We start from the raw sequence: 15,448 nt of genomic DNA, 5'->3' as shown, positions 1-15,448 counted from the left end.
GGGGTCATTCCCGGGGTTTTCTTGTTACCAATCTTTACAGATTGCCAAACCTATCAAGGTCTCTGGCCGCCACATCCCCTAAAGTATCGGCACAACCTCTAACAAGGATAAACGGTTGCCGTGATGAGACCCCTTATATTCCTGCCTGTTTCTGTACTTTTTCTCGCCATTGCCGGTTGCGGCAAGGAATCTGATGAGCTGCCGGAAGACGGGCGCGACTTTGACGGTGTGCAATACAGCGATCCGGCACCCTATACCGGCAGGGTGATAGACGGCTACCTGAAAAATGCTCGCGTATGGCTGGATATGGATGGCGACAGCCAGTACACACCTGGGCCAATGGAGTATGAGCTGGCTTCCGGGCGCAAGGTTGTCCTGACTTCCGGAGAGCCAACTGCCATGAGTGGCGAAGGTGGTCAGTTTACGCTGGATACATCAGAGCTCGCGATCGAGCCGAAGATCGGCCCCAATATTGATCCGCGCGCATTTCCCCTCCACGCTCTAGCGCTTCCCGGTAAAACGGTAGAACAAACCCGCAGCGGGGATGTTGCTGTTCCCCGCGCGTTTATGCTCTCGGCAGAGCCGGGTGTTCGCAATATTACGCCGCTTACAACCCTTGCCCGATTCCGCCGCCTTATAGCTTTGGAGTCCTTGTTTGGGACAGCAGATTCGTCGTTGGCCAGTCTGGTAGGCATCAACCTATTGCGAGACTATGTGCTTGCCGAAGACGATCAGGCCCATGCCTACGCGCGAGCTATGGCACGCTTTATGGCCAGCCAATTTCCGGATGCCTATAACGATTTACTGGCCAAGCCTGATAGCGATGGCACCGAGCGCCTGCTAACTCGTCCTGCGGCGTTTTTGCTGGGCGTATCTATGGTACAGAACGCGGGTGATGTGATTGCCGCTGTCGATTCAGCGGCTCAGGGTAACTATGCAAACGTGGATGTTGACCTGATTGATTTGCCTCAGGTGCCGCTGGAATTGAGTGATCCGCTGCTGCTGACAAGCCAGCAAATCTATGCCCAGCCAGACCGCTCAGACAAGCTTCCGGCCAACCGTTCGGATTTACTGATTTCCGCCGAGCTGACGTTTGATTACAGCGAGGACGGGCGCTTGCAGTCCATATCTTCAGAAGGCTGTCTTGCGCCCTCCATGCAAGAAATTGCAAGGTTGGTCAGCGTTAATGGGTATATGGCACAACTAAGCACTCAGTGGTTGCCCTCTGCATCTTTGTCGCCACAAAGCAAAATTGCCTATGATAACCCCGGCGTTGATGAGCGCTTGGTGTTTGATTGGGCTAACCGCTCGGCCAGCTTCGAAACCGTCACCACCTGCTACCAGAATGAAGGCGTAGTGCCCGGGTCGACAGAGTTGGGAGGAAGCCCGGAGGTAACTTATAGCTGGAACTTTGACAACGGCCAGCTGAGAGAATTGGTTGCGCAGACCTCCCCGCAAGGTGGCACTTCAACTCGCACCTTGGTCCCTGAGCTTTCCAATGCACCTGCTGGCTTCCCCGGTTACCAGCTATTGGAAGACGGTGTTGAGCTGGAATCAATGATTTACAGCGGCGGGCTCCAAAGCTGCACGATTGAAGAGAAAGTGGATGCAGAGAACGCAGCGCAGGTAGTTACAGGGTTCCACGAGTATGCATTCTCTGGCTACGAGCCCCAGCCAGTTGGGTTTGTTGGGCTTTCTTTGGAGTTTGATACCCGAGCCGGCCTTAATCGGCCTCTAAGTTACGGGTTCCTCGCGCCACAACTGTCACAGCTTAGCAATGTAGATGCTGAGAATGGTTTTGAGTGGGCGTTGTATTATCCCGCAAGAACCAGCGAAACCCCTCGAGGCGGCACCCCCAATCTTATTCAGGAGGCGTTCCTTAAGACTTATGGCGGCGGTCGTGCTTGTGGTCGGGAATTTGAGAAGGTGCCCTCCGGCGTATTTGCACGGGTAGCCTATCGTTACCAAAACCTATCGGAATACCTTGTCGAGCTGCTGGAATGACCAGCGGCTTCGCGGTGCTAGGGAGCTTACCTTGCGCATAGACAAAAGCACCCAAAAAAGCATGCAGTGATGCCTGATGTGGTCTGTCGGCGATAATTGATCAGTATGGGAATGCTCATTTCTCGGAGAGAGAAATGGTGCCGAGGAGAGGACTTGAACCTCCACGGGGTTGCCCCCACTAGCACCTGAAGCTAGCGTGTCTACCAATTTCACCACCTCGGCAGGTGATTTGCAGAGTTGCCCTTAGTTAGTTGAAAACCGGACACTTCTGCCAAAGATGAAAGTGATGACTCATCTGATGGCGCGTACTTTAGTAATTCCCGCTTAAGCTGTCAAACATTTTTTCCTTATGTGGGCGGCAGGTATTTGTGCCTATAAAAGGTGGGTTGTTAGGCAGGTTGCGTATACCAACGTATACTATGTTGCAAATGAATATGAACAGCGCCGCTGTGGCGCCGCATTGAGCAAGGATTTTAATGGTTTCCAGAAATAAAAAGCGTAAAGACCCTCATGCTGGTCGTGAGGCTCAAAATTACGACAACCCGATTCAGAGTCGGGAATTTATACTTGCGCACCTGAAAGAGCGGGGCGCGCCGGCAACGCACGAAACATTGTGTTCCGAGCTTGGTCAGGCAGACCCGGAAGGTATCGAAGCACTCAGGCGTCGGCTTATTGCCATGTGCCGGGACGGCCAGCTTATTTGTAATCGCCGTGACGCGTATCTGCCCATTGAAGAGGCTGATCTGGTCAGCGGTCGTGTTATCGGGCACAAAGACGGTTTCGGGTTTTTAGTGCCAGACGACGGCGGGTCGGATCTGTTTCTCACCGCGCGGCAAATGCGCCAAGTTTTTCACGGCGATCGTGTTGCCGCCCGGGTAGATCGGGTAGATGAAAAGGGTCGACGTGAAGGTGTTATTGTTGATGTTATTGAGCATCGCACTCACCAAACGGTTGGGCGCTTCTTTAAAGAAAGTGGTATTGCGTTTGTAGTGCCAGAAAATGCCCGCATTAACCACGAAGTGCTGATACCGGATGAGCATGTAGGCGACGCCTACCCGGGGCAATATGTTGTTGTGGATATTGTGCGCCAGCCTACGGTTCGTACCCAGCCCACAGGCAAAATAGTCGAGGTTTTAGGGGAGCATATGGCCCCTGGGATGGAGATTGATGTGGCTATCCGCTCTTACGACATTCCTCACAGTTGGCCAACCGAAGTGGGCGAGCAGGCGGCGGCTATTGCTGCCGAGGTGGAGGAAAAGGATAAAAAGAACCGGGTAGATATCCGCAACATGCGGCTGGTTACCATTGATGATGAGACGGCCCGGGATTTTGATGATGCCATATACTGCGAGCCCAGAGGGCGGGGTGCGTATCGCTTGGTGGTGGCGATAGCTGACGTCTCTCACTATGTGCGTACAGGTTCGCCGCTCGATGAAGAGGCTTTGCGTCGGGGCAACTCTGTGTACTTCCCGGATCACGTGGTGCCTATGCTTCCGGAGAAGCTGTCCAACGGTTTGTGCTCATTGAACCCCGATGTGGATCGCCTCTGCATGGTGGCAGACATGACCATTAGCGCAGCTGGCAATATCAGTGGGTACACCTTCTATCAGGCGGTTATGCGCAGCCATGCGCGGCTTACTTACAACAAAGTCAGCGATATGTTGGAGCGGCCAGATTCCGAGCCCGGGTATCGCTTGTCTGCTCAGTATGCCGACGTACTTCCACACCTACATCATTTGTACGATCTTTATAAGCTGCTGCGCAAAGCTCGAACGGAGCGCGGCGCTATAGATTTTGAAACGACGGAAACCCGCATTGTTTTTGATGCGCAGCGCAAAATCGAAGAGATTGTGCCGGTACACCGTAACGACGCCCATAAAATTGTAGAGGAGTGCATGCTGTGCGCAAACGTGGCAGCGGCGCGATTCCTCAAAAAGCACAAAATGCCAGCGCTATACCGAGTGCATGATGGCCCTTCGGAAGAACGGCTCAATTCGGTGCGTCTGTTTCTAGGTGAGCTTGGCCTGCAGTTGGGCGGTGGTGATAAGCCTACCTCAGCGGATTATCAGGCGTTACTGTCCCAGATCGTTGATCGGCCGGACGCCAACGTTATCCAAACGGTTATGTTGCGCTCATTGAGTCAGGCTGTTTACAGTCCGGAAGAGAGTGGTCACTTTGGCCTAGGTTTTCCAAGCTACGCCCACTTTACTTCGCCGATTCGCCGTTACCCTGACCTCATTGTGCATCGGGCAATTAAGTCTCGCATCCACAATCCAGAAGTCACAAAAGATGTTGTGTCGCCAGCGGTATTTGATTCGACGCTGGTGGAGTACCCCTACGATTACGCCAAAATGGAGCAGTTGGGCGAGCACGTGTCCATGACCGAGCGCCGCGCTGATGATGCTACCCGTGATGTCATGGCGTGGCTCAAATGCGAATTCCTCAGCGACCACGTTGGCGAAGAGTATGACGGGGTAATAGCGGCAGTTGTGCCGTTCGGTTTCTTTGTTCAGCTCTCTGGCGTGTACATCGAAGGCTTGGTGCATGTCTCTACCCTCAATGGCGACTACTTTCATCATGACCCTGCTAAGCATCGCTTGATTGGCGAGCGCACGGCTATCAGTTTCCGCTTGGGAGATGAATTGCGTGTTCGTGTCGTGCGGGTGGGCATGGAGGATCGCAAGATTGATTTGGAGTTGGTCAGCGAGCCGAAGCGTCGGCAAGCGGATCGTGACGCTTTGAGCGTTGCCAAGCGTGACCCGCGTGGCAAAGATGGGAAGCGTTCCGAGAAAGGCCGTGGTCGCGGAGGTGCGCCCTCTGGGGCTAAATCCGGGAAGGGTGAAAAGCCCGGCAAAAAAGATAAGCCTGCAAGTGCGAGCAAGCCTCGCAGTGCGAAAGCCCAATTGGTAGCGGATGCAGCTAGCGAAGCCGGTAAGAAGCCGAAAAAAGCGTCGGGAAAGCCCGCAGGCCCCAGCAGACCGCGGAAGTCGCGCAAGACAGATAAGTAATAGGAAGCCGAATCAGTGTCTGAAGAATTTGTATTTGGCTGGCACGCGGTTGAGGCTGTTCTCAAGCGTGAGCCAGAAAGGCTACAGCAAGTCTGGATTCAGACTGGCCGGCAGGATAAGCGTGTAAAAACCATCACGGACACACTAGAAGAGCTGGGTGTTCGATGGGCGGTTGTTCATCGCCGTGAGCTCGATGAGCGCGTTGGTGGGGTTCATCAGGGTGTTGTTGCTGCGGTTAGCGAGAGTAGGGAGTGGAGTGAAGACGATCTTCTGGCCCAGCTCGCAGCGAGTGACAAGCCTCCATTCTTATTGGTGCTGGATGGCGTAACCGATCCCCACAATCTGGGTGCGTGCATGCGTACCTGTGACGCGGTTGGTGTGCAGGCGGTTATTGTACCCAAAGATAAATCTGCTTCATTGACTCCGGTCGCTCGCAAAGTCGCCTGCGGTGCGGCAGAGACTGTACCGTTTGTACGCGTAACGAACTTGGCGCGTTTTCTGCGTACTTTGCAGGATCAGGGAGTCTGGTTGGTCGGTACAGCTGGTGAAGCAAAAGCAACCTTGTATCAGGCAGATTTCAAAGGCCCGATTGCGCTTGTGATGGGTGCCGAAGGCAAAGGTATGCGTCGGCTCACGAGAGAACACTGCGATCAACTGATTAACATCCCCATGCTTGGCCACGTGGATAGCCTGAATGTGTCCGTAGCCACAGGTGTTTGCTTGTACGAGGCTTTGCGCCAACGCCTTGGCTAACTCTTGCACAGAAGGCCGCGTACGCCTAGAATACGTGACCCCTTTTTCAGGGGAAGGTTTTGTATTGTCTTTAATCGGGCGTGCAAGGCTTCGCTTTTGATCAAGCCTTTCTCGTAAAGCCTTATTGATAGAGCAAAAAAACCGGCGGCTTCGGCTGCCACCTCCTTGCTTTCATGCTTCCCGGCCAGTCCGCGAATTAGAGAAAGCTGTTTAAACCGTAGGGAGAACTCATGCGTCACTACGAAATCGTATTTATGGTACACCCGGATCAGAGCGAGCAAGTGCCCGCGATGATCGAGCGTTATACCAGCCTCATCACTGAAGATGGCGGCAAGGTAAATCGTTTGGAAGATTGGGGCCGTCGTCATATGGCTTACCCGATCAACAAGATCCACAAGGCTCACTATGTGCTGATGAACGTTGAATGTTCACAGGCAGCAATGGACGAGCTGACTCACAACTTCCGGTTCAACGACGCCATTATCCGTGACCTGATTCTACGTCGCGATGAAGCCGTTACTGATATGTCTCCGATGAAAGCCGCTGAGTCCCGTGAGGACCGTCGTTCCGGCGGAGATGATCGTCCGCGTCGTTCAGCTGAATCTTCTGATGATAGTCACGGCGAGCGCCAAGACGAGAATCAGACAGCTGAGTCTCAGGACGAAGAAGAGTAATTAACCGGAGTTGAGGAGTTACGTTATGGCTCGTTTTTTCAGACGTCGTAAATTCTGCCGCTTCACGGCAGAAGGTGTTAAAGAGATCGATTACAAAGATCTGGACACCTTGAAAGGTTATGTCACAGAAACCGGCAAAATCGTGCCTAGCCGTATTACCGGCACAAAAGCACGTTATCAGCGTCAGCTGGCTACCGCTATCAAGCGCGCCCGCTACCTGGCACTGCTGCCGTACTCGGACAGCCACGATAACTAAGTAACAGATAAACAGGACTTGGGACCATGCGTGCACTGGCACAATTTGTAATGCGCGGTCCCCTGCAGGCCAGCGGGGTAGCGGCAGTAACAACTGCAGTACCTTTGCTGTTCTGGATAGGTGCAGCGGTTGTTGGTCTGGTTATTCTCAGGCTCGGTATCAGCCAGGGACTCAATATCGGTCTTTGGGCACTGCTTCCAGCGCTTGGCTGGAGTGTGTTTGGAGGCGATCCGACGGCTTTGGCGGTGCTGCTGCAAGTGATGCTGATGGCATCCATGCTGAGAACAACGCTGTCTTGGGAGAGAGCCCTTCTAGGAGGGAGCTTTCTGGCGATCGTTATGGGGCTTGTCTTGCCCATGGCGTACCCGGGTCTGATGGACGAGCTCGTTCGCGCCGGGGTTGGTTTTTACGAGCAGTACAATGCTGAAGTGGCCCGTTCGCTTGGGAGTGATCTCGAGACGGTTATACGGGACACTATGAACGCCAGCATGGCCGGTAGTTATCTGGCAGTCGGCGTGGGCATGACAATGCTGGCAAGATCGTGGCAGTCGGGGTTGTACAACCCTGGCGGTTTCCGCAAGGAGTTCCACAGTCTCAAGCTGTCACCCGCGGTTGCTGCAGTGCTTACCGCCACCATGGTTTTTGGCCCGTTTCTTGGGCTGAATGCCATGTTGCTGGTCTGGGTAGCCGGAACGCCAATGTTTTTGGCGGGGCTGGCGCTTATACACGGCATTGTTGGGCGTAAAAACCTGAGCAGCCAGTGGCTTGCAATGTTTTACGTTGCGCTGGTCCTTCTGGGCCCAAGCCTGATGATTCTGTTAGTGGTTCTGGCTTTTGTGGATAGCTGGTTGGACATTCGGGGGCGAATAAAGCCTGCCGGGCCAGCTGAATAAAGCACGAAGAGGTTAACGAGATGGAAGTTATTCTGCTCGAGAAAGTTGCAAACCTTGGCACCTTGGGTGACAAAGTAAAAGTTAAGTCCGGTTACGGCCGTAATTTCCTGCTTCCGTATGGCAAGGCTGCGCCTGCTACCGAAGCAAACCTGAAAGCGTTCGAAGAGCGCCGTGCAGAGCTTGAGAAAGCGGCAGCCGAGAAGCTGTCAGCAGCTCAGTCCCGCGCTGAGGCTCTGGAAGGTGCATCCTTCACAGTAACCTCTAAAGCAGGTGATGAAGGCAAGCTGTTCGGCTCTATCGGTGTGCGTGATATTGCTGATGTAATCACAGCTGCAGGTACTGACGTTGAGAAGAGCGAAGTTCGTCTACCAGAAGGCCCACTGCGGGCAACTGGCGAGTACGAAATCGAGCTTCACCTGCACTCTGATGTTGAAGTAACTGTAAAGCTGGCGGTTGTTGCCGAGTAAGCTGACTTCTCCGGAAGCAGCGCCGGGCGTACCCCGGTCTCTGTAACGCGCTGGTGGTTGGTAGTGAACTCTTCGGGGTTTGCTATCGGCCAACCCAACAGGCCCGAACCGTTTAATACGGCTTTCGGGCCTGTTGCTTTCTGGTATGCTGTAACGCTCAAACCTCCTCCATTATTACGACCATCCATTTCCAGTGTCGTAGTAAGACTGCTCAACTAAAGATGTATTCATGGCCAAGCCTACTCTAAAACCTGCAATCACTGATCCGGAAACCAGCCGCATCAAAGTGCCCCCCCATTCCGCAGAAGCGGAGCAGGCGGTGCTTGGTGGCCTTATGCTGGATAACCGTCGATTCGACGAAATCACCGAGATTATTTCTGCCGTTGATTTTTACCGTCAGGATCACCGGTTGATTTTTGGTGCGGTTGAGCGTTTGGCCAGTGAGAATGAGCCGCTCGACGTGGTTACTTTGGCCGAGTTTCTGGAGCGGGCCGGTGATATTGAAGACGCTGGCGGGTTGTCGTACCTAGCGGAACTGGCGGAGAAAACGCCGGGCGCTGCAAATATTCGCGCCTATGCCGAAATTGTTCGTGAGCGATCCATACTCCGGCAGCTTGTAGAGGTTTCCGGCAAGATTTCGGATTCTGCGTTTAACCCGCAAGGGCGTAACAGTAACGAGATTCTGGATGAGGCCGAACGAAATGTATTTCAGATCGCGGAGTCCCGAGTCAAAGAAGGCTCTGGCCCGCAGTCTATCACTCCCATTCTCGCCAAAACCTTAAGTCGTATTGAAGAGTTGTTTGAGTCTGGTGAGCAGACAACAGGCCTGACCACGGGGTTTAGGGATCTGGATGAGCAAACATCCGGTATGCAGCCAGCCGACCTCATCATTGTTGCGGGCCGCCCCTCAATGGGTAAAACCACCTTCGCAATGAACATTGTCGAGAATGCGCTTATTAGTACGGGCACTCCGGTTTTAGTGTTCAGTATGGAAATGCCAGCCGATGCACTGGCTATGCGTATGCTTTCGTCTTTGGGCCGTATCGACCAAAGTAAGGTCCGCGCTGGCAAGCTTGAAGAAGACGATTGGCCTCGCTTGACCTCGGCTGTCAGCTTGCTGAAAGAAAAGCCTTTGTATATTGACGATACGCCGGGACTAAGCCCTACCGAACTGCGTTCTCGTGCCCGTCGAATTGCCCGTGAAAATGACGGTAAGATTGGCTTGATTATGGTGGATTACCTGCAGCTGATGCGTGTGCCCGGCAACACCGAAGGCCGAACGGCAGAGATCTCGGAAATTTCCCGGTCGTTGAAAGGTATCGCCAAAGAGCTCAGTTGCCCCGTAGTTGCGCTTTCTCAGCTCAACCGGAGCCTTGAGCAGCGGCCGAACAAGCGCCCGATCAACTCTGACTTGAGGGAGTCAGGGGCGATAGAGCAGGATGCGGATGTCATCATGTTCGTCTATCGTGATGAGGTGTACAACGAAGACACGCCGGATAAAGGCATTGCTGAAATTATCATCGGTAAGCAGCGTAATGGGCCTATTGGCACTATTCGTCTTGCCTTCATCGGCAAATATACAAAGTTTGAAGATTTGGCCCACGGCGACTACGGCGATTATGGTGGTGAATACTGATGCCGCGTAATACAACTGCTCGGATTGATTTGGACGCGCTGCGTAATAACTATCGCATAGCCTGTGAACGAGCGGGCAGTGCAAAGGCCATGGCGGTTGTGAAGGCTGACGGATACGGCCACGGCATTGCACAGGTTGCCTCTGCTCTGGCGGATGTTGCGCCCAAATACGCGGTTGCCTGTATTGAAGAGGCCTTTGCTATTCGCGCAGCAGGCCTCGTTCAACCAATAGTCTTGCTTCAGGGCGTCCATGCCGAAGGCGATTTGGCGGAGTGTGTGCACAATCAATTTGAGCCAGTGCTGCACAGTGGGCATCAGCTGGAATGGTTGGAGCAGGGTAGCGCTATACCCGAGTTCTGGTTAAAGGTTAATACCGGAATGAATCGCTTGGGTTTTCGGCCTGCCGACTTGCCTGCGGTTATGGCAAGGCTGGAAAAGATAAGCGCCCTTGGTGGATTGCAAGGCTTTGTTAGCCATTTTGCCTGTGCTGACGACGAGAGCAGCGCAATGACAGCGGCCCAAACAGTTACCTTTGAGAAGGCAACCGCTCCTTGGCCCTCGTTTATGAGGAGCGTGGGTAACTCTGCTGCGCACTTTACTGCCGGACAACCATTATTTGACTGGAGTCGCCCCGGCATAATGCTTTATGGCGGATCACCCATCATCGGTAAGACCGGCCCCGAGTTGGGCCTTGAGCCTGTTATGACGCTCGAAGCGCCGCTCATTACTACCCGAGTTGTAAAGGCGGGCGAAAGTGTGGGCTATGGTGCTGGTTGGGTTGCGCAACACGACACCCGGATGGGGATGGTGGCCATCGGCTATGGTGACGGCTATCCCCGCCATGCTGGCACCGATACCCCGGCAGCCATTGGGGGGCGCCGTATTCGGCTGATCGGTCGGGTGTCGATGGATATGTTGGCGGTAGATCTGAGCAATACGCCTGAGGCCCGCGAAGGGGATCTTGTTGAGCTTTGGGGGCGCACCGTTGGCGTTGATGAGGTTGCCAGCTGCGCTGGCACCATCTCTTACGAGTTGCTTACGGGGATTACCCGCAGAGTTCCTCGTATATCGGTAGCGTGAGCGGTCAGGCACCTTCCGGTTGATGAATGATTTCCTCGAGGAAGTCGAGAATCGAGGCCAAGCTGCGGTCGTCCAATTTTTTGAGCACTTTGTGGACGACCATTTTGCTGCCTTTTAGCATGCTGCTGATGCCTACTTTGGCCATGCTTAGCATCATTTTGCTGGCTTTTAGGCGCCGCAAAGGTTCGATGAAAAAGAAGTCCAGGCCTGCATCGGTCATATCTATGATTAAATTGTAGAGCTGGTCGATTGCTTCTTTATCGGCCTTACCGCGCCCGCGCAGTTCTTCAACGGTATAGAGTGCACGGGTGCGCAACTCATCGGGAATGGGTGCAACAATGTGGCTTTGCTGTTTCAGCATGGCGATACCTAATTTTGTATGCTTCCGATAACGTTAATAAAAGCGATGCTGCTCAAGTAAATATGGCGGCATCCTGTTTCGAAAGGCATTGTATAAATTGATGGTGGCAAGCCATTGGCCAGACGGAGTTTTAAAGCCGTCATATTAGTTATATCCGGAGGCATTGAGTTCTAGTGCATGTACTTGTTGTTCATGATTATGGTCCTTTGGGGAAGGTGCTTCTCGAGCGGCTTAGGGAGACGTCTTTGCAAGTTAGCCCTTTGCTGGTAAGCAATCCGAACAGCGCCGATCTTAGTGCTTTGGCGCAATGGATTCCGGAAGATACAGATCTGGTGGTTAATGCGCTTTGGTTGGCAGACCCCGAAGCCGCAGAGCGGGATCCCGAAGGTACGCATAAAGCCGCTTTTTCCTTGCCGGTAGCCATCGCAGAATTTGCCCGAGACCGCGGCATTGCGTTGTTCCAATTGTCGTCTTGCTATGTGTTTGACGGGCGCAAGCAAAGTGGTTATCTCGCATCCAACCCCGGCCAGCCGGTGAATGAGTTGGGTAGTTGGCAGTGGGAGAGTGAACAAGCGCTACGCACGCTTCTGCCAAGACATATTATCTTGCGTACTGGTTGGAGCCTTAGTCGTTTTATCCGCAAGGTTCAGATGAGCACAGCGGCTGCCAACGAAACCCTGACTCTGCCAGACAAGTGTGTGGGCCAGCCTGTCTCGGTGGTAGACCTTGCCAGAGTAATGACCGCTATCATCCAGCAGCTAGACTGTGGAGCAGAGGTGTGGGGCACCTTTCAATATGCAGGTGCCGAGGAGATCAGCTTATATGAGTTGGGTCTCGCAATCGCTGGCTTGCCGGGTATTCCTGAAGATCTTCACATAGTGGATGACATGCCGTCTTGGGGTGCACTTGAGCCGCAAAACACAACATTGATTTGCACCAAAATCCGCAACACATTTGGTATCAAACAGCTTCCTTGGCGCTCCGGGCTCGTAAACGAATTGGTGTTGTTGAAAGAAAACGCAGCGCGCTTGGAAGCCAGCAAACTGGCTGAGTAAATGTCAGTCGGTTGTGGCGAAGAGAGGTTTACTGCTGACAGCTCTGGCGGGAGAACTCCCGGGTTACTAGCTGCAAAGCTTCAACATCCAGCAGTTCTACCTCACGGCCCCTAGCATGAATAATGCCTTGATTCTGGAACCGGGTAAAAACACGGCTGACTGTCTCAACGGCAAGCCCTAAAAAGTTGGCGATATCATTTCTAGCCATAGGCAGACTGAAGTTAGTGGGTGACATGCGCCGACGCTGGAAGCGGCTGGATAAAGACAAAAGCAACGATGCAATGCGCTCTTCGGCGGTATTCTTGCTAAGTAGCAAAGCCAGTTGGTGGCTGTTCTGGATTTCTTGTCCCATCAGACGAAACATGTGGTGCTGCAAGTCGGGCAGCTTACCGGTGAGTTCTTCTAGCTTGTCTATTGGAAACTCGCACACGCTGGTGCGCTCGAGAGCTTTGGCAGTGCAAGCATAGGCGTCACCGCTCATACTATCCAAACCAACCAATTCACCGGGCATAAAAAAGCCTGTGACCTGCTCTTCACCACCTTCGGTAATAATCGATGTTTTCACCGAACCGCTTTTGACGGCAAAGCAGGAACGGAACGGAGTGCTTTGATCAAAAATATGTTCGCCGCGATTGTAAATACGGCCCTGCTGAACGATCTCTTCCAGTCTACCTAAATCGTTTTCCTCAACAGCAAGCGGTAAGCACAGATTGCTAAGGCTGCACTGCTGACACGAGGCTTTAAGGGGGGAGGCAGCTTGGCGAAATCTAATTGGTTGAGCCATTGGGGGTAAACCATCCAAATTGATGCAAGTCAACTTACTACTCTAATACGCAAGAGTCGGTTTGCCAATGATTAAACGTAAGGAAAGACACCGACAGTTAGTGCCGGCGGCCCGAACGGGATGCTTTGGATGCTGCCTTCTTCTCATTTAGCTTTGCTTCTTTCTCGGCCTCGGCCAGTGCGGTTTCCTCAATTTCGCGCTCTACGATCTCGGGTGTCTCCAACGAGATCCGCCCTAGAGTGCCAGCACGGAACTCATTGAGCAGTACCTCGGAGACTTTGTTCAAGTCTGGTACGCCGCCGCGCCCCAGAAAACGCCGTTTTGCTGCGATGCCGTCCATAAGAGCTAAGCCGTCTACAGGCAGTTCGTCAAAACCGTAACGGGCTTTCACCAGATCGGGATAGGCTTCCAACAGATAATCGGCTTCAAACATGGCAATGTCTTCAAAATCCAATACAGAGCTACGTATAGCGCCAGTAATCGCCAGCCGATATCCACAGGCTTCCGGCGAAAGTTTGGGCCAAAGGAACCCGGGTGTATCGTAAAGCAGAATGTTGTCTGGCAGTTTTATAGTTTGCTGTGCTTTGGTTACTGCTGGCTCATTTCCGGTTTTAGCGGCCGGGCGCCCGGCAAGGGTGTTGATAAGCGTGGACTTGCCAACGTTGGGTATACCCAGAATCATTACCCGAAGAGCGCTCTTCTGGCGATCGTGGTTAGGTGTCATCTCACCGGCCAGACGGAGAATGTCCAGAGCTTCACCGCGCTGGTTGTGGGTGAGCGTAATGGTTCTTACACCGCGCTCTTTTTCCAGCCAGGTTTGCCAGCGTGCTGTGACTTCGGGATCAGCCAGATCGCGCTTATTGAGAACCCTGATCAGTGGAGTGTCGCCGCGCAACGCTGGCACCAGTGGGTTTTCACTGCTGAAAGGAATGCGTGCATCTAGCACCTCAATAATGAGATCCATCTGAGGCATGATCTTTTTGATCTCCTTGCGGGCCTTGTGCATGTGCCCGGGAAACCAGTTGATAGCCATTTGTTACGCTCCGAAAGTGGGTGAATAGAGCCATTATGAAGGGGAATGACTAAACTTTCACACTTGTTTCAATGCGCTCGTGTAGCGGGTTTCGGGAGGGCATGGCTCACAACCTGTATAAAAAGAAGGGGTATCGGGGTGAAAAAAGAAGGTGGTATGCATTAGGGTATGAACCAGCTAGCCATTTAAACCAAATTGTTCACGGAGATTTTATGACGCTCGCAAAACTATTCGGTACTGCTCTTGTTGCTTTGAGCCTATCGGCACCCACGTTGGCCCAGCAAGCACCCACAGGGCAGTCGGATCAGGTTGACCAATTGGCCCAGATGGTTGGGCTTTCCGAAGATCAGCAAAAAGAGATTCGCGGCATTCTTGACGAAATGCAGGGTGAAATCGGTACGTTACGTGAAGAGGCCCGTGCCTTGCAGGAGCAAATGCAGGCTGAAATCAAAGCAGATTATGATGAAGGCGCCATTCGCGAACACGGGGAAGACCTTGGGGACGTTACCGGCGAGATTGCTGTGCTCTCAGCCCTCATGCAGGCCAAGGTGGATAGCGTTTTCACCCAAGAGCAGCGGGACGAGCTGGATAAGAAAATGCAACAGATGCGCCAGCAAATGCAGCAACAGCGCCAGATGATGCAGCAAGGGCAGTGAGCGGTGTGCTAATGCTTGGCGTGGTAGGTAAATGCTAGGCTAAGTAGCGGTTAACGAGCCAGTGGATAGCTGCGTAAAGCAAGCCGAAATAGTTGCAATTGATACTCTATCCCTTAAAATCGATGCGTGGATGTATTTCTTTTAACGCAATTGAAATGTTGAGTGGATATTATGATCAAACAGGGATTTAAGGGATTAATTCTGGCAGGTGTTTTGGTTTCTGGTTCGGCCGCAGCTGAGCTGGGCTATACATATGCAGAAGCTGGCCTTGCTATGCTGAGCGCCGATGGCGACCAGACCTATGTAGGGTTTGATCTTCGCGGCTCATACTTGGTTAACGAGAATATTTTTGCATTTGGCGGCTTCCGCATGCTGTCGGATGATATTGACTACACAAACTGGCACTTGGGTGGCGGCTATCGCCATGCACTAGATGCTAAAACAGACGTTTGGGGTGGAGCTAGCCTAGATTACCAAGAGGTTGAAGCAGAGTTTTGCGCCGGATTCTTTGGTTGTTCTAGCGCGTCTGCTGATGATACAGCGCCAGCCTTGCGCGGCGGCATTCGTCATCAGCTCAATGATAAAATTGAAGTGGGTGCAAGTGCACGTTATGTAACTGGAGATTTCGATTATCTGGGCCTTACCGGCCAAGGTCGCTTCAAGCTTCAGGAAAACCTGAGCCTGACTGGCGAGGTTGATCTTCAGGATGGTGATTTCGGTCTGTTCGGCGGCGTGACTTACTTCTTCTAATCGCCAATCCGATTAAAAAACCCGCCTTCATAAAGTGAA

Annotated in this window: 15 protein-coding genes and 1 tRNA gene; 12 read left to right on the top strand and 4 right to left on the bottom strand. The window is 52.9% G+C overall.

Features of this window, described 5'->3' with window-relative positions; all coding sequences use genetic code 11:
• Window positions 1-123: 123 nt before the first annotated feature.
• Window positions 124-2,004, top strand: coding sequence for a hypothetical protein (locus tag FE845_RS17450; protein ID WP_200367552.1), 1,881 nt, complete (start codon window positions 124-126; stop codon window positions 2,002-2,004).
• A 135-nt stretch (window positions 2,005-2,139) separates the two neighbouring features.
• Here the strand turns inward: FE845_RS17450 and FE845_RS17445 are convergent.
• A tRNA-Leu gene (locus FE845_RS17445) sits at window positions 2,140-2,226 on the bottom strand.
• 254 nt (window positions 2,227-2,480) lie between these two features.
• Between FE845_RS17445 and rnr the strand changes: the two genes are divergently transcribed.
• From rnr to alr, 8 genes are all read left to right on the top strand, one after another.
• Window positions 2,481-5,012 carry a ribonuclease R gene (rnr, locus tag FE845_RS17440; protein WP_200367550.1) on the top strand — a complete coding sequence of 844 codons (2,532 nt, stop codon included), beginning with the start codon at window positions 2,481-2,483 and terminating at the stop codon, window positions 5,010-5,012.
• Between the two features lie 15 nt (window positions 5,013-5,027).
• On the top strand, window positions 5,028-5,765 hold the full coding sequence (rlmB, locus tag FE845_RS17435; protein ID WP_200367548.1) for a 23S rRNA (guanosine(2251)-2'-O)-methyltransferase RlmB: 738 nt from the start codon (window positions 5,028-5,030) through the stop codon (window positions 5,763-5,765).
• A 230-nt stretch (window positions 5,766-5,995) separates the two neighbouring features.
• Window positions 5,996-6,439, top strand: coding sequence for a 30S ribosomal protein S6 (rpsF, locus tag FE845_RS17430; protein WP_200367546.1), 444 nt, complete (start codon window positions 5,996-5,998; stop codon window positions 6,437-6,439).
• A 25-nt stretch (window positions 6,440-6,464) separates the two neighbouring features.
• The gene (rpsR, locus tag FE845_RS17425) at window positions 6,465-6,695 is read left to right on the top strand and encodes a 30S ribosomal protein S18 (RefSeq protein ID WP_114613426.1); all 231 of its coding nucleotides are present in this window, start codon (window positions 6,465-6,467) and stop codon (window positions 6,693-6,695) included.
• 26 nt (window positions 6,696-6,721) lie between these two features.
• Window positions 6,722-7,588 (top strand): hypothetical protein, encoded by an 867-nt coding sequence (locus FE845_RS17420; RefSeq protein ID WP_200367544.1) that lies wholly within the window; start codon window positions 6,722-6,724, stop codon window positions 7,586-7,588.
• 20 nt (window positions 7,589-7,608) lie between these two features.
• Complete coding sequence (gene rplI / locus FE845_RS17415; RefSeq protein ID WP_200367542.1) at window positions 7,609-8,055, top strand: 50S ribosomal protein L9; 447 nt, start codon at window positions 7,609-7,611, stop codon at window positions 8,053-8,055.
• A 229-nt stretch (window positions 8,056-8,284) separates the two neighbouring features.
• Complete coding sequence (gene dnaB / locus FE845_RS17410; protein WP_200367540.1) at window positions 8,285-9,691, top strand: replicative DNA helicase; 1,407 nt, start codon at window positions 8,285-8,287, stop codon at window positions 9,689-9,691.
• On the top strand, window positions 9,691-10,770 hold the full coding sequence (alr, locus tag FE845_RS17405; RefSeq protein WP_200367538.1) for an alanine racemase: 1,080 nt from the start codon (window positions 9,691-9,693) through the stop codon (window positions 10,768-10,770). The genes dnaB and alr overlap by 1 nt, the downstream gene beginning before the upstream one ends.
• Window positions 10,771-10,774: 4 nt before the next feature.
• On the opposite strand, the gene FE845_RS17400 is transcribed toward alr, so the two are convergent.
• Window positions 10,775-11,131, bottom strand: a complete 357-nt coding sequence (locus FE845_RS17400; protein ID WP_200367536.1) for a hypothetical protein — start codon at window positions 11,129-11,131, stop codon at window positions 10,775-10,777.
• 173 nt (window positions 11,132-11,304) lie between these two features.
• Here FE845_RS17400 and FE845_RS17395 point away from each other — a divergent pair, with 173 nt between their 5' ends.
• A complete protein-coding gene (locus FE845_RS17395) occupies window positions 11,305-12,186 on the top strand; it encodes an SDR family oxidoreductase (RefSeq protein WP_200367534.1) in 882 nt (293 codons plus the stop codon).
• A 28-nt stretch (window positions 12,187-12,214) separates the two neighbouring features.
• On the opposite strand, the gene fnr is transcribed toward FE845_RS17395, so the two are convergent.
• Together fnr and ylqF are read right to left on the bottom strand one after the other, a co-directional pair.
• Window positions 12,215-12,970 (bottom strand): fumarate/nitrate reduction transcriptional regulator Fnr, encoded by a 756-nt coding sequence (gene fnr / locus FE845_RS17390; RefSeq protein ID WP_200367531.1) that lies wholly within the window; start codon window positions 12,968-12,970, stop codon window positions 12,215-12,217.
• A 97-nt stretch (window positions 12,971-13,067) separates the two neighbouring features.
• Window positions 13,068-14,003: a ribosome biogenesis GTPase YlqF gene (ylqF, locus tag FE845_RS17385; protein WP_200367522.1), complete on the bottom strand. Its 936-nt coding sequence runs from the start codon at window positions 14,001-14,003 to the stop codon at window positions 13,068-13,070.
• A gap of 212 nt (window positions 14,004-14,215) precedes the next feature.
• Here ylqF and FE845_RS17380 point away from each other — a divergent pair, with 212 nt between their 5' ends.
• Window positions 14,216-14,659 (top strand): Spy/CpxP family protein refolding chaperone, encoded by a 444-nt coding sequence (locus FE845_RS17380; protein ID WP_200367520.1) that lies wholly within the window; start codon window positions 14,216-14,218, stop codon window positions 14,657-14,659.
• A gap of 171 nt (window positions 14,660-14,830) precedes the next feature.
• Window positions 14,831-15,409, top strand: coding sequence for a hypothetical protein (locus FE845_RS17375; RefSeq protein WP_200367518.1), 579 nt, complete (start codon window positions 14,831-14,833; stop codon window positions 15,407-15,409).
• Window positions 15,410-15,448 lie beyond the last annotated feature (39 nt).

Origin of the sequence: Marinobacter sp. 1-4A (genome assembly GCF_016597725.1) — a bacterium.
Classification (GTDB): domain Bacteria; phylum Pseudomonadota; class Gammaproteobacteria; order Pseudomonadales; family Oleiphilaceae; genus Marinobacter.
The sequence above is the reverse complement of the archived record's forward strand: the minus strand, read 5'-3'. Positions and strand labels throughout refer to the sequence as shown.

Coding starts and splice junctions, on each gene's coding strand:
- FE845_RS17450 (WP_200367552.1), top strand. CDS start 124: ATGAGACCCCTTATATTCCTGCCTGTTTCTGTACTTTTTCTCGCCATT.
- rnr (WP_200367550.1), top strand. CDS start 2,481: ATGGTTTCCAGAAATAAAAAGCGTAAAGACCCTCATGCTGGTCGTGAG.
- rpsF (WP_200367546.1), top strand. CDS start 5,996: ATGCGTCACTACGAAATCGTATTTATGGTACACCCGGATCAGAGCGAG.
- rpsR (WP_114613426.1), top strand. CDS start 6,465: ATGGCTCGTTTTTTCAGACGTCGTAAATTCTGCCGCTTCACGGCAGAA.
- FE845_RS17420 (WP_200367544.1), top strand. CDS start 6,722: ATGCGTGCACTGGCACAATTTGTAATGCGCGGTCCCCTGCAGGCCAGC.
- rplI (WP_200367542.1), top strand. CDS start 7,609: ATGGAAGTTATTCTGCTCGAGAAAGTTGCAAACCTTGGCACCTTGGGT.
- dnaB (WP_200367540.1), top strand. CDS start 8,285: ATGGCCAAGCCTACTCTAAAACCTGCAATCACTGATCCGGAAACCAGC.
- alr (WP_200367538.1), top strand. CDS start 9,691: ATGCCGCGTAATACAACTGCTCGGATTGATTTGGACGCGCTGCGTAAT.
- FE845_RS17400 (WP_200367536.1), bottom strand. CDS start 11,131: ATGCTGAAACAGCAAAGCCACATTGTTGCACCCATTCCCGATGAGTTG.
- fnr (WP_200367531.1), bottom strand. CDS start 12,970: ATGGCTCAACCAATTAGATTTCGCCAAGCTGCCTCCCCCCTTAAAGCC.
- ylqF (WP_200367522.1), bottom strand. CDS start 14,003: ATGGCTATCAACTGGTTTCCCGGGCACATGCACAAGGCCCGCAAGGAG.
- FE845_RS17380 (WP_200367520.1), top strand. CDS start 14,216: ATGACGCTCGCAAAACTATTCGGTACTGCTCTTGTTGCTTTGAGCCTA.
- FE845_RS17375 (WP_200367518.1), top strand. CDS start 14,831: ATGATCAAACAGGGATTTAAGGGATTAATTCTGGCAGGTGTTTTGGTT.